Raw genomic sequence first — 13,624 nt, forward strand, 5'->3', positions numbered from 1 at the left:
AATCTTGCAGACTCACAACAATAGTTATTTTAACAGAAACTTTTAACAATTGCAAGTGTTATTTTCACTTTTATGCATTTTTTGTTTCTTCATTGTGTCCATAATAACCCTCATACTTCTGCGAGCCATAATATTTGTTATAATATCCCTTCTGGTTCTTACGCTCTACCTTGTTAAGGACAACACCAAGAACGGACACTCCCGAATTTTCCAGCTGGTCTTTTACATTCTGCACCAGACGGTATTTGGTCTTACCTGCTTCGACAACAATGATCGCGCCATCACTCTGATGTCCGATGATTGCCGCATCAATAACAAGACCAAGCGGCGGACAGTCAATGATAATATAATCATAGACATTCTTCATGGACTCCAGCATACCGGTAAAACGTTTGGATTCCAGAAGCTCTGTCGGATTCGGAGCCTCCGGTCCGGAAAGAAGAATATGAAATTTCGGAATATTTGTCGCCATAATCACATCTGCAAGCACACACTGTCCGGAGAGGAAGTGTGACAGCCCTTTATCTGCACCGGTAATCTGAAGTTTCGATGCCATAACAGAATTCCTGATATCCGCATCAACAAGAATAACAGATTTTCCCATGTCTGCAATTGATTCTGCCAGCGCAACAGAAACAGAGCTTTCCCCCTCTCTCGGCACACAGCTTGTTACAAGAATGACTCTTTTATCATCTCCGCAAAACTGCAGATTGGTACGCAATGTCCGGATTGCTTCACGCACCCCGTAGCTTTTCTTTTCAATCGATAAATTAACCTTTTTCAACAAAACACCTGCTTTCTTCCCCACGCGGGGCTATCTGAATCTCTTTATCTGCTCTTCCATATCTGTCTTGGATTATCTACAAAAATCTCTTCTGCGTAATCCTGTCCCATCTTTTTTCTGACGTAAGTGGCACACTTCCCGAGGTTCATCTTCCGCCCCTCCAGATTGTGTGCATCTGATCCTATAAAATCAACAAGATCATCTTTCATCAGGCCGGCACAGAACTTTTTAATCGTATGTCCTTCATATCCCAATACGGAATCTGCATTTATCTGGATCTGTGCTCCAAGTTTTTTCAGTTCCTGGATTCTCTCCGGTTCCTGACAGCAAAAATACCTTTCAACATGTGCAACGATCGGTCGATATCCCTTGGTGATCAGCTCATAAATGTAATTACGGACCGTGACAAAACTGTCATTGGTTGAAAACTCTGCCAAAACATATCTGCTTCCAAGCATCGTCGGCCGAAGCTTCTTATCAAGATGCCGGATCATCTGCTCATTCCGGTAATACTCGCAGCCAAGCCTCAGTCCAATTCCAACTTCTTCAGCATAATCGCGAAGTTCATGGTATACCCGGATCACCTTTTTCATGGAAGGCTCAAACATCTCCGGTCTGTAATGCGGAGTCGCAATGATATAACGTACTCCCTGCTCATAGGCATCCCGTATCATTGCTCTGGAAGTCTCCATATCCGGTGCTCCATCATCCACTCCCGGAAGAATATGACAATGAATATCTACCAACATCAAAACGTATCTCTCCTGTCAAAAAGAAAACGCCCCTCACGGTGACTACTGCCACAAAGAAGCGCTTTCAACATATGTTTGTAAATTATCTAACAGCTTTCTTTTTAAGACCGAATACTGCTGCTACTGCTGCCAGTCCAAGTACTGCAACTGCTGATACAGCTGTTGCGCTTGTAGCCGGTGAAGTAGCTGTTCCTGTAGCGGATGTAAGAGTTGTCTTGTCAACAACAAATGCAACCGGTGACAGTGAACTAAATGTACCTGTTACTGTTCCATCTGCAACAGTTGTATCAATCTTCTCCCAAGCTGATGCTGATCTATTGTAATGCAGGATCTGAACTTTAGAAGAAGCTGTTACACCTTTCATTACGAATGTGATCTTAAGTGGGAATTTAGCTCCTTCCGGCGCTGTAACTTCCTTAACATCAGCAACTGTCATATTCGCATTAAAATCGCTTCCAATTACTTCTTTCAATTTTGCTTCAGTCTTAATGTCTGCAACTGCCTGTGTGTATTCTATCGGGATCTCAGATGTGATAGAAACATTCACAGCATTACCATCTGTATCTGTTGCGCTGCTTACAGCTGTAACAACTGTAGAAGCTGCCGGGCTTGGTGCTGCAAATGCCGTCATTCCAATGCAGGATACCATAGCTGCAATAAGACCAACTGTCTTTAAGATTCTTGACTTCATTTTCTTTGACCTCCTCACATAGTTTATTTGATATTCGCTATATCAAGCTATACTATACTACAATTACATTATTTTGTAAAACATTTTTAATATTATTTTTTTTAATTCTTTATTGTCTACCAGATACTGCGCATGTCCGTCTTTCTCAATAATCTCACCCGGAACTTTCACGGTGTCCTCTGCAACCTTATAATCTGTCAGCTCTTCCATCTCATCCGCAGTCATGTTTGTTGTCATGTAATCCTCCAATTTCTGGTACAGAGAAAGATACTCTGTTTCGCTTTGAATACTCTGCATCTTCTCGATCAGAGCATCCATAAACTGTGACTGACGTTCCATGCGCTGATTGTTACTGTCAAGGACTTCAATATCTCTTTTACGGACATATTTTTCAGCAAGTTCCCCATTAAGAGTAACTTCTGCACCTTTTTCAAATGCAGGATCAACAGCTGTATAATCTTCTGGCACGGTAAGAGTAATTCCTCCAACCGCATCGGTTGCTACAACCAGCCCCTCCAGCGTCAGTGAAAAATAAGAATCCACATTCACGCCATACATCAGTTCTGATACCTTCTCAGATGTCAGACGGCAGCTCTCTTCTGCCCCGTCCCCATATGCGTACTGAAGTGCGATCTGCCCATTTTCCGTCATCAGCCTGTTACCTGTCACATCATAAATATCGATTCCCACCATAGAATCTCTGGAAATCTGAATGATCTGTGCCGTCTTCTCTTCTTTGTTAAGGACCAGAAGATTCAGGCTGTCGCTCTGTCCGTTTTCTCCCGGGTTATTACCAAGATCTGCTTTTTCTTCCTTGTCAACACCCATGAACAGAACGGTCTTGATATCCGGGTTGAGTTTGTATTTCTTTCCGTCTTCTTCGATGATTCCGGACTGTGATTCCGTTTCGTCTGCACCCGCTTCTGCCGATGCCTCCTGTTTTTTCTGCGTACCGCTTTTCCCTTTTGTAACCGTATAAACGACACCTGCCAACAGCCCTGCGCAGATAACTGCAAGTATCACGATTACCAGATTTCTATTCTTCATTTGTCAGAACCGCCTCCACAAGAAGTCTATGGTTTGATTCTCCCGTCACACAGGTACTGAGCGACAGGATCCGGTCTTCTGTTCCTACGCTTTCGATATCACTGTAACGGCTTCTCAGGTCTCTGGAATCCTGAAGTGAATCCAGAAAAGCCTGTCTCTGGTCATCCATTACATAATTGAAAGAGTTGATCAGATGACGGTCATCATAAATAACTGCCGCAAAAATCCGGTAAGTCAGAACATGATCTGGTGTATAAATGATCACATTTGGATATTTTTCAATATATCCTTCTTCCAGATAACGATCCAGTGTATGAAACATGGTATCTACACCCTCACCCATCTGATGTCCGTAAATAACCGTATTGAAATCTGTAAAATTCTTACTGTTGCATGCCTGTGTAAAAATAGCACCATCCGCCGCTTCTACCCGTTCCCAGGTATGAGATAGATAATAATTATCATCCTCATTATTCTGGCAAACCGGATAATCAACGGTTGTTCCATCAATCTTAATCCATGCGTAAATGTCCGGATTTTTTTCCTGAAGAGCAGTAAAATCAACCGGTATCTCCGGCTTTGTCTGCTCTCCGTCATCACTATTTGTTTTTGACGGTTTCACATTTTCCGTTGACAGCTTTTTTGCATCATCATACGACTGCTTCGTCTTTGCCGCCGTGGCGTAATACCAAATCAGATAACCTGCACAGCAGACTGCTATCACAAGCAACACCGCAACAATAATCTTTCTTGTCCTGTCTTTCAAATCGATTCCCTCTTTTCTGTCGGAATCGCTGCAAGCATATGAAGTCCAAGATATTTTTTAATATCTTCTTCTGTCTGAATTGTATCATTCATGAGATAACGAAGTACAATAACAGTAGCTGCCACAAACGCAAATGCAAGTCCACCCATTGCAGTATTCTTCTTAGTATTCGGTGAAGAAGGATATTTTGGCACAACAGCTTCTTCAACAACCTTCGGCTTGTCACTGGACATTACATATGCCACTCTCTCAGCTGTCACATCCGCAAGTTCATTTGCAATTTTCTTTGCTTCTTTAGCGTTTGCATTCGAAACAGTAAATCTCAAAATACGGGTATCTGTCTGATTATCTGTCTGAATCATACTTTTTAACTCTTCATATGTATAATCCAGATTTAATTTTTCAATTACTTCTTCGAGAACAGGACGGCTCGTTGCCAAAATCTCAAAGTCTGCTGTAAGCTGCGTACCCATCTGAATATCTGCAAGGGATGTCACACTTGTTGTTTTTGTTAAGATATAAATCATTGAGGAAGCGGAATATTTCGGTGTGATCAGCAGTTTCGTACCACCAAACGCAAGTGTCGCTCCTATGATAAAACACAAAACAATTATCCACAATTTATTCATCAGCAAATGAAAAATTTCTCCGAGATCGATCTCCATCTCATCATCTTTTTGCATTTCTAACTGTTTCAACTCACTCATAGTTTTTTTCCTCTTCTGTTCTTTAATTCCACAATTTTTCCGGATAAACGCCATCCTCTGTCATCTTCCTGAATCCGGCCTGTGCAAGTTCTGTATCTTCTTTATAAGTAATACCGATCCATTTATCGTGTGTTTCCAGAACCTTTACATCCACATTTCCTTCTTTTAAGAGATCTCCTACAATATTTGGAAGAAGATATTCTTTTTTCAAAGGATCTCCTGCTTCATCTTTTAAAAATTCTGCGAATCTCTCATCCAGAACCTGAATGAAATCCGGATAACCAGCCCACATATTCATGGATACATTAGAATCTGGTGTGATCCATTTCTGAACCGCTTCGCTGTCGCAGTGTACCCCGTCAGCCTGGATACTGATTCCAGTCGTCTCATGGATCTGTTCAAGCATTCCATTTTCATCTACCACACATACGCCGCGGGTAACTGTTCCATTTTCACTAACCGTATTCTTCAGAATAAAACCAGCCATTCCCATCTGCATCTTATCTGCTGTCTCTGCGTGCGCAATCAAGTAATCATGGAGAAGCTTAAACGCTTCCTTTCCATAATAATCATCTGCATTGATGATCACAAACGGTTCTTTTACTACATCTTTACAACACAGGACTGCCTGACCAGTTCCCCAAGGTTTGGTACGTCCCTCCGGAACTTCAAAACCAGCTGGAATATCTGCAAGATCCTGATATACATATTCCACCTCGATCTGATCTCCGATACGATTCCCGATTACAGAACGGAATTCTTCTTCAATATCTTTTCTGATAATAAATACAACCTTGTCAAAACCAGCTTCTTTTGCATCATAAATAGAGTAATCCATAATGATCTCCCCATTCGGAGACATCTTGGCGAGCTGCTTGATTCCTGTTCCAAATCTTGAACCGATTCCTGCTGCCATAATAATCAGAGTAGTCTTCATAATAAATTCTCCCTCACTAAAAAACTGTCAATCTACATTATATACACTGTTTTTCTCCGTCAAAACATTAACATTTTAAACGCTTTATTCAAAAATCTTACATAAAAACAGCTATTCATAATTATACTTCAATTTTTTCACAATGTCTACCACCTATTACGAAATTAAGGAACTCCTTCTCTTCCTATCCATAACATTTTGATATGAATATAATTCATTATTGCTATTTTACGTTATCTTTTACTCATGATATGATGAACCCAGTTGAAAAAATAACAAAAATGAACTAGAGAAAGAGAGAGGTACTAAAATGGAAGACAATAAATTATGTCTTGAAAAGCAGCCATTATCTGATGAACTGCTCAACAAAATGAATGCCTACTGGCGTGCTGCCAACTACCTGTCAGCCGGTCAGTTATACCTTCTTGATAATCCGCTTCTGAAAAAGCCATTGACCATGGATCAGATCAAGAAAAAAATCGTCGGACACTGGGGAACCGTACCTGGACAAAACTTCATCTATGTACACTGCAACCGTGTCATCAAACGTTATGATCTGGATATGATTCTTCTTTCCGGTCCAGGACATGGCGGAAACTTCCTGATCGCCAACACTTATCTGGAAGGTTCTTATAGTGAAGTTTATCCGAACATCAGCCAGAATGAGGAAGGCATGAAGAAAATGTTCAAGCAGTTCTCATTCCCATGCGGAGTTCCGAGTCACTGTGCTCCAGAAACACCAGGTTCTATCAATGAGGGTGGAGAACTTGGATATTCAATTGCTCACGGCTTTGGTGCTGTTCTGGACAACCCAGATCTTATCGCTACAGTTGTTGTCGGTGACGGTGAAGCTGAAACAGGGCCGCTTGCTACTTCATGGCAGTCCAACAAATTCCTGAACCCGATCACAGACGGTGCTGTTCTTCCAATCCTTCATCTGAACGGATACAAGATCAGTAACCCGACCATTTTCTCACGTATTTCTCATGAGGAAGTAGAAAACTTCTTCAAGGGCTGCGGATGGAAACCTTACTTCGTAGAAGGTGATGATCCGATGACTATGCACAGAAAAATGGCTGAGACTATGGATGCCTGCATCGAAGAAATCAAAGCAATCCAGAAAAATGCCCGTGAAAACAATGATCCTACCCGTCCGTTCTGGCCAATGATCGTTCTTCGTACTCCAAAGGGATGGACAGGACCAAAGGTTGTTGACGGACTCCAGATTGAAGGATCTTTCCGTGCACATCAGGTACCGCTTTCTATGGAATCACCAGAACATCTTGACCTTCTGAAAGAATGGTTGGAAAGCTACCATGCAGAAGAACTCTTTGATGAAAAAGGACGTCTGATTCCGGAACTTGCAGAACTTGCTCCAAAGGGAGATGCCCGTCTTGGTGCAAACCCGCATGCAAATGGCGGACTTCTTCTGAAAGACCTTCGTCTTCCGGATTTCCGCTCATACGGAATCGAAGTAGAACCTGGCAAGACAAAAGCACAGGATATGATCGAACTTGGCGGATACATCCGCGACATCTTCAAATTAAATGAAGACAGTAAGAACTTCCGTATCTTCGGACCAGATGAAAGTATGTCCAACCGTCTGTACAAAGTATTTGAAGAACAGAAACGTGACTGGCAGGCAGACTTGCTTGACACTGATGACTGCCTTGCAAGAGACGGACGTATCATGGACGGTATGTTAAGTGAACATATGTGTGAAGGATGGCTGGAAGGATATCTTCTGACAGGACGTCATGGATTCTTTGCAAGCTATGAAGCATTCATCCGTATCGTTGACTCTATGGCAGCACAGCATGCAAAATGGCTGAAGGTCTGCAACCAGCTTTCATGGAGACAGCCGATTGCTTCGCTGAACTTTATCCTGACATCTAATGTATGGCAACAGGATCATAACGGATTTACACATCAGGATCCAGGATTTCTGGATCACATTGCCAATAAAAAGGCAGACGTTGTCCGCATGTATTTACCACCGGATACAAACTGCTTACTCTCATGCTTCGACCACTGCATCAAGAGTAAGAACTATGTCAATGCAATCGTAGCGTCTAAACATCCAAGCTGCCAGTGGCTGACTATGGAACAGGCTGTAAAGCATTGTACACAGGGTATCGGTATCTGGGAATGGGCAAGTAATGACTGCGGTGAAGAACCAGATGTTGTTATGGCTTGCTGCGGTGACACTCCTACTCTTGAAGTTATGGCTGCTGTTACTATCCTTCGTGATGAAATGCCAGAGCTCAAGATCCGCGTTGTCAATGTAGTTGACCTGTTCAAACTGGAATCAGACCACAAACATCCACACGGATTAAGTGATGCAGAATACGATGCAATCTTCACAAAAGATAAACCGGTTATCTTTGCATTCCACGGATATCCGACACTGATTCATGAGCTGACATACGAACGTCACAACCACAATATTTCTGTTCATGGATATCAGGAAGAAGGTACGATCACTACTCCATTTGACATGCGTGTACAGAACCAGATTGACCGTTTCAACCTTGTAAAAGATGCAATCATGCATCTGCCACAGCTTGGCAATAAGGGATCATTCCTGATTCAGAAGATGAACGACAAACTGGTTGAGCACAAGCAGTACATCGCTGAATATGGACAGGATCTGGAAGAAATCAGAAACTGGGAATGGCATAAATAATATCAATCGTTTTCTAATCCAAAATTCTACTTTATAACTTTATACTTACAAATATAAAAATGCTCCGGAATTATGATCCACACATAAAAAATTCCGGGGCATTCTCCTTATATTTTTCTTTGCAGATACACATCCCGGCTACAAAGGATACCGATTTGCACAATCCACTTTGAAAATCTATTTCTTCTTTAGTTCTTCTGACTGCTCAGAAACTTCTGAAACTCCTTCGATGCAATACTCTGAGGATACTCAGTATCATAGATCAGAATAATATTTCTGGTCGGAAGCTTCTCTTCCACTTCGATTTCAAATACATTTTCTGCCTTCTTCTCTTCTTCGGCAAATTCTTCCGGGACAAATCCAATTCCAAGATTGTGACGGACTGCCGGCAAGATCAGGTCTGTCGTCGCAAGCTCCATATCCGGCAAAAACTGCAGACCATGATCTGCAAAATAATTATTCAGGAATTTTCTGGTCAGTGCCTCCGAAGTCAGGCTGATCCAGGGATAAGTCGAAAGCTCCTCCAATGAAATCTTTCTTCCTTTTAATTCTATGTAACGACTGCCGCCGATCAGCACCTCATGGTATTCCCGCAGTTTCTTCATCCTGAGCGGCTTATTTACCTGCAGATCCGTTGACACAAATGCAAGGTCTACCTTTCCTTCTTTTACCGCGTTGACCGAGTCCATGGTACTGTTATTTAAGATTTTGAAATGTACGTTCGGATAAATGCTGTTGAACTCTCCCATTGCCCGGAACAGGAAGCAGTGCAAGGCTGTCTCAGTCGCACTGATATAGATTGTCCCGTTCTCCAGACTGATCAGATTGCTCAGATCATTTTCCCCTTTAAAAAACTGGGCGCACCCTGCCGATACATAGCTGTAAAAGGTTCTTCCCTCCGGTGTCAGCTTCATACCAGATTTGCTTCTGGTAAATAACCGGCATCCCAGTTCATTTTCCAGGTTGTGTATCGTTCTCGTCACCGCCGGCTGGCTCGTCTTCAGAACGCTGGATGCCTTTGTAAGGTTCTCATACTTCGCCACATAATAAAAAACTTTATAATATTCAAAATTAGAATTCATGTGTCTCTCCTTTGTTGTCTTATCCTGTCAGTTTTTCATCTGCCGTAAGTATAGCATGCTTTTTTAGTTCTTACAATTGGAATCATAGCTTACTGAACATTCGGTGCGGATCCGGTCAAGTCATCATCGATTTTTCTACCAGAGAAACCAGTCTGGAGGTACTCTCCCTCGCAGTGAAACACCAAAAAGCCCTGGTATGCGGCACAACCGGATTTTCACCAGAAGAAATGCAGCAATTCCAGAACGCTGCTACATTGATTCCAATGCTCTATGCAGCAAATACTTCCAAGCTGGTCAAATATAATGAACAAGCTTCTGAAACTGGTCACTTCCACACTAAAAAAGAACTGGCGACACTTTTTATCGTGCCGCCAGTTCCTTATATTGCCAGAACATGCTGTAGTCCGAACGGAATCGCCTTTTTTACCGGCACTCTTCCATTCAGACAGTAAATATTTTCCTCACTCACTGCTTTTGTATTTTTCTCTTTATCCATTTTCCTTTTCCCTCATTCTCTTTTTTTATTCTGTCCTAAGCGCTGTCACCGGATCGCTCTTTGCTGCTTTCCTTGACGGAATGATTCCACCGAGCAGGGTAAGCCCGATACTCAAAAGAATCAGCACAATTGCCGGAAGCACTGGTAAAAATGCATTGATTTTGTTATTATCTGCCACCGCATGAATGATCATATTTCCAGGGATCAGAAGCAGCAGTGACAGTCCGATTCCGATCAGTCCGGCACACAGACCAATGATAACGGTTTCTGCATTAAATACCTGCGATACATTTCTCTTAGATGCCCCGATCGCGCGCAGGATTCCAATCTCCTTCTTCCGTTCCAGTACACTGATGTAGGTGATAACCCCGATCATAATTGAAGATACTACAAGGGAAATCGCCACAAACGCAATCAGCACATAGCTGATGATATCCACGATATTTGTCACGGAAGACATCAGTGTTCCGACTATATCGGTATAAGTGATGATCTGTTCCTCTTTTCCTTCTTTTTCCATCCGGCTATTATAAGAATCCAGGATTTTCACCACTTTTTCCTTGCTCTCAAAATCCATCGGATATATGGAAATCTGACTCGGGTTCGCAAAATCCACGTATCCAAGCTTCTGCAGATTATTGTCATAGGAAGCAGTCGCGCTCATTGTCATGGATGTCATCAGCTCTTTCAAATCATCTTCTGTCATATTCATCTGAAATGCCTTTGCAAATGCATCGGTATCAATCTTCATCGAACTTCCAAGCATGTTCTGCAGCTGGGCTCCCACATTTCCCATGGCAGCCTGCATGGCGTTCCCGATTTCTCCTGTGATCTGAGTGACGATCTGATTCATTGCCGAAGTGATCTGAGTCTCAAGCATATCCGAAATTGCTCCGGTATAAGTTCCCATTGCCTTTGCCATGTAACTTCCCATTGTCGCACTTAACTGGCTCTCCAGCTGATCCATATCGATCACCTCGGAAAGCCCGTTCATCAGACGCTGTTTTCCATCTGCTGTAGCAAGGTAGTTCAGAAAATAATCTCCCATTTTGGTCGGATCTGCTTTTCCATTCGCCGCAGCATATGCCGGATAACTACTCGCCAGTTCTTTTGTCAGTTTTTTCAGCTGGTCAGAAGTAATATTTATCACCGTATCTCCAAAAATCTCCTGCTGCCAGGCATTCATAATCTCTTTTGCTTCCTCGGTCTGTAAATACTCCGCCAAGTATTCTCCAAATTTATCCGGATCTGTATATCCTTTTCCCGCAGCATACTTTTGATATCCTTCCATCACACGCTGTACAAGCTCCTGCATCTGATCAATTGTAATCTTAAACCCACCGGTGCTCTCAATGATCTCCTGCAGATTATCTTTCAGGATCTTCTGCGCTTCATCCGTCATCAGGTAATCCATAAAATCTCTCGCCAGATTTGAATAATCTGCTTCCGGATGGAATTTCACATACTCCTGATAACCTTCCATAACACTCTCAGACAACTTCTGCATTCCACCCGGTTTTACGGTAAGATCCAGGCTTCCGATCATATCGCCAAGATTCATCTGTGGCATACCGGACACGTCAAGACTGATCTGATCCAGATTTATCATCCCGGACAGATCCAGAGAATCCCCACCCATCCGGAATGCATTTTCCAGATTCAGGAAATCTGCTGACAACATATCACCGGAAAATCCACTGTCGTCTAAAACAAATGCTTTCTGAAGTGCATCCTCATCTACCGTAAACAGACTGTTCGCATCCAGTCCGTTCTTCTCTTCTGTGGTTCCGAACTGTTCTCCGGTAAATACATTCTTGGATGGATTCTCCAGCTGATCTTTTACAATCTCGCTTTTCGTAGCCTCTTTCGCAACATGCTCGGCAAGACTCTGTGGATAACCGATCCCCGGTGTCAGAGCAGAGGCATTTGCATCCTCTGATGCCTGCACGATTCCGACGATTTTCAAATCTTCGCCCTGGTCCACCAGTTTCTTTATATATTCCTTATTATCGGATTTATCCTTCCAGATCTTATACTGGCTGTCATATTCATAGCATTCAGATACATTGACCAATTTGAACGTCTTGTCTAAAATATCCTCGTATGTGTAATTTCCAATATCTGCCGGTGTATTGACATCTTCTTCATTGATAAACTCCTGGATCATCTCATCCAGTTCCAACTGATCCCGAAGCCCCAGGGTATAGAGAAGAAAATCACTGATTCCACCATCCGAAGTCAGCACCAGCACACATTCATTATAATTCTGCGGCCAGCGTCCTGCCTTCACATCATACTGGTTTTCATAAAGACTTTCTGTCTTCGGCATCTCAAAAAACACATTGGTGCTCATCATTGATGACATCAGGCTGCTGGTGCTTGCACCGGAACCGATCCCCAGTGACTCAAAGGATTTATCCGGATTCACCTGACGGACAGAACCGTCTTTATTCTGCCGAAAAATCTGCGGTGAAATGCTATAGTAATACTCCACTGCACTGGTATAATCTTCGATTCCGCTTTTACCGCTGTCCAGATATTTTTTTAAGGATTTCAGATCGTTGGAATCCATCGTGGAAAACATATTGGTCATCATCTGCATAACCTTGACTTCCCCGTCTTTTTTTGTCTCCTTCTTATCCGAACTGCCCGAACCACTGTCCATATTGCCTACCATCATCGATGTCATATCAAATCCGGTACTCTGGATCTGAAGCGGATACTCGGAAAGAGTCTCTTCTTCAATTGACTTGATGTAGGCATTGACTCCGTTGGAAAGTGCCAGTATCAGTGCAATCCCGATAATTCCAATAGAACCGGCAAAAGATGTCAGAAGAGTCCTTGCTTTCTTCGTCTTTAAGTTATTAAAGCTCAGGGAAAGAGCCGTCAGAAATGACATGGAAGCTTTCCCCATATTCTTATGCTCCGGCTCCTTCATGACCGCTTCATTGACATAAAATTCGTCCGTATCCGAACGGATCTTTCCGTCCTTGAGCGTTACGATACGGGTCGCATATTCTTCAGCAAGCTCTGGGTTATGTGTAACCATTACAACAAGCCGGTCTTTTGCCACTTCTTTTAAAAGTTCCATAACCTGCACACTGGTCGCCGTATCCAGCGCTCCTGTCGGTTCATCAGCAAGCAGGATATCCGGATCATTGACCAGCGCACGGGCGATTGCCACCCTCTGCATCTGTCCGCCTGACATCTGGCTCGGTTTTTTATGCAACTGCTCCCCAAGACCAACTTTTTTCAGAGCCTCAATCGCTCTCTTTTTCCGTTCTTCCTTCCCGATCCCAGAAATAGTCAGTGCCAGCTCCACATTGGCAAGCACCGTCTGATGTGGAATCAGATTATAACTCTGAAATACAAAACCAATTGTATGATTCCGATAGGAATCCCAGTCTCTGTCTTTATATTTTTTCGTAGAAATCCCGTTGATGATCAGATCACCACTATCGTACCGATCCAGTCCACCGATGATGTTAAGAAACGTCGTCTTTCCCGAACCACTCGGTCCCAGGATCGCAACAAATTCATTGTCCCTGAAATTCAGGCTTACATCATCCAGTGCCTTCTGTACCAGCGTACCTGTACGGTATTCTTTGCAGATATGTTGAATTTGAAGCATAAAAATTCTCCTTTTAAGTTGTAACTCATGAAACGCGTATGTTTC

General features: G+C 42.8%; 10 protein-coding genes and 1 pseudogene. 2 read left to right on the plus strand and 9 right to left on the minus strand.

Going from position 1 to position 13,624, the window contains the following annotated elements; genetic code table 11:
• Positions 1 to 70 precede the first annotated feature (70 nt).
• The 7 genes from NQ556_RS09400 to NQ556_RS09430 form a co-directional block, all read right to left on the minus strand.
• A complete protein-coding gene (locus tag NQ556_RS09400; protein WP_204576021.1) occupies positions 71 to 784 on the minus strand; it encodes a CpsD/CapB family tyrosine-protein kinase in 714 nt (237 codons plus the stop codon).
• A gap of 44 nt (positions 785 to 828) precedes the next feature.
• Positions 829 to 1,533: a CpsB/CapC family capsule biosynthesis tyrosine phosphatase gene (locus NQ556_RS09405; protein ID WP_008375258.1), complete on the minus strand. Its 705-nt coding sequence runs from the start codon at positions 1,531 to 1,533 to the stop codon at positions 829 to 831.
• Positions 1,534 to 1,618: 85 nt separating this feature from the next.
• The gene (locus NQ556_RS09410) at positions 1,619 to 2,227 is read right to left on the minus strand and encodes a hypothetical protein (RefSeq protein ID WP_008375256.1); all 609 of its coding nucleotides are present in this window, start codon (positions 2,225 to 2,227) and stop codon (positions 1,619 to 1,621) included.
• Between the two features lie 63 nt (positions 2,228 to 2,290).
• The gene (locus tag NQ556_RS09415) at positions 2,291 to 3,274 is read right to left on the minus strand and encodes an LCP family protein (RefSeq protein WP_022219988.1); all 984 of its coding nucleotides are present in this window, start codon (positions 3,272 to 3,274) and stop codon (positions 2,291 to 2,293) included.
• Positions 3,264 to 4,040: a class B sortase gene (locus NQ556_RS09420; RefSeq protein WP_008375251.1), complete on the minus strand. Its 777-nt coding sequence runs from the start codon at positions 4,038 to 4,040 to the stop codon at positions 3,264 to 3,266. The genes NQ556_RS09415 and NQ556_RS09420 overlap by 11 nt, the downstream gene beginning before the upstream one ends.
• On the minus strand, positions 4,037 to 4,747 hold the full coding sequence (locus tag NQ556_RS09425; RefSeq protein ID WP_022219987.1) for a YveK family protein: 711 nt from the start codon (positions 4,745 to 4,747) through the stop codon (positions 4,037 to 4,039). Before NQ556_RS09425 ends, NQ556_RS09420 begins: the two co-directional genes overlap by 4 nt.
• Positions 4,748 to 4,769: 22 nt before the next feature.
• On the minus strand, positions 4,770 to 5,684 hold the full coding sequence (locus NQ556_RS09430) for a nucleotidyltransferase family protein (protein ID WP_008375248.1): 915 nt from the start codon (positions 5,682 to 5,684) through the stop codon (positions 4,770 to 4,772).
• A gap of 310 nt (positions 5,685 to 5,994) precedes the next feature.
• Between NQ556_RS09430 and NQ556_RS09435 the strand changes: the two genes are divergently transcribed.
• The gene (locus tag NQ556_RS09435) at positions 5,995 to 8,370 is read left to right on the plus strand and encodes a phosphoketolase family protein (RefSeq protein WP_008375246.1); all 2,376 of its coding nucleotides are present in this window, start codon (positions 5,995 to 5,997) and stop codon (positions 8,368 to 8,370) included.
• Positions 8,371 to 8,558: 188 nt separating this feature from the next.
• On the opposite strand, the gene NQ556_RS09440 is transcribed toward NQ556_RS09435, so the two are convergent.
• Complete coding sequence (locus NQ556_RS09440) at positions 8,559 to 9,452, minus strand: LysR family transcriptional regulator (RefSeq protein ID WP_008375245.1); 894 nt, start codon at positions 9,450 to 9,452, stop codon at positions 8,559 to 8,561.
• Between the two features lie 173 nt (positions 9,453 to 9,625).
• On the opposite strand from NQ556_RS09440, the pseudogene NQ556_RS16715 reads away from it, so the two are divergent.
• Positions 9,626 to 9,673, plus strand: a pseudogene (locus NQ556_RS16715) (hypothetical protein); the annotation flags it as partial.
• A 300-nt stretch (positions 9,674 to 9,973) separates the two neighbouring features.
• Here the strand turns inward: NQ556_RS16715 and NQ556_RS09450 are convergent.
• Positions 9,974 to 13,579, minus strand: a complete 3,606-nt coding sequence (locus tag NQ556_RS09450; protein WP_022219985.1) for an ABC transporter ATP-binding protein/permease — start codon at positions 13,577 to 13,579, stop codon at positions 9,974 to 9,976.
• Positions 13,580 to 13,624 lie beyond the last annotated feature (45 nt).

It is taken from the genome of Coprococcus comes ATCC 27758 (genome assembly GCF_025149785.1).
Lineage (GTDB): Bacteria > Bacillota > Clostridia > Lachnospirales > Lachnospiraceae > Allocoprococcus > Allocoprococcus comes.

Bases quoted from the DNA above. Each gene is read 5' to 3' on its own strand.
- NQ556_RS09405 (WP_008375258.1), bottom strand. From the start codon at position 1,533: ATGTTGGTAGATATTCATTGTCATATTCTTCCGGGAGTGGATGATGGA.
- NQ556_RS09410 (WP_008375256.1), bottom strand. From the start codon at position 2,227: ATGAAGTCAAGAATCTTAAAGACAGTTGGTCTTATTGCAGCTATGGTA.
- NQ556_RS09415 (WP_022219988.1), bottom strand. From the start codon at position 3,274: ATGAAGAATAGAAATCTGGTAATCGTGATACTTGCAGTTATCTGCGCA.
- NQ556_RS09425 (WP_022219987.1), bottom strand. From the start codon at position 4,747: ATGAGTGAGTTGAAACAGTTAGAAATGCAAAAAGATGATGAGATGGAG.
- NQ556_RS09430 (WP_008375248.1), bottom strand. From the start codon at position 5,684: ATGAAGACTACTCTGATTATTATGGCAGCAGGAATCGGTTCAAGATTT.
- NQ556_RS09435 (WP_008375246.1), top strand. From the start codon at position 5,995: ATGGAAGACAATAAATTATGTCTTGAAAAGCAGCCATTATCTGATGAA.
- NQ556_RS09440 (WP_008375245.1), bottom strand. From the start codon at position 9,452: ATGAATTCTAATTTTGAATATTATAAAGTTTTTTATTATGTGGCGAAG.
- NQ556_RS09450 (WP_022219985.1), bottom strand. From the start codon at position 13,579: ATGCTTCAAATTCAACATATCTGCAAAGAATACCGTACAGGTACGCTG.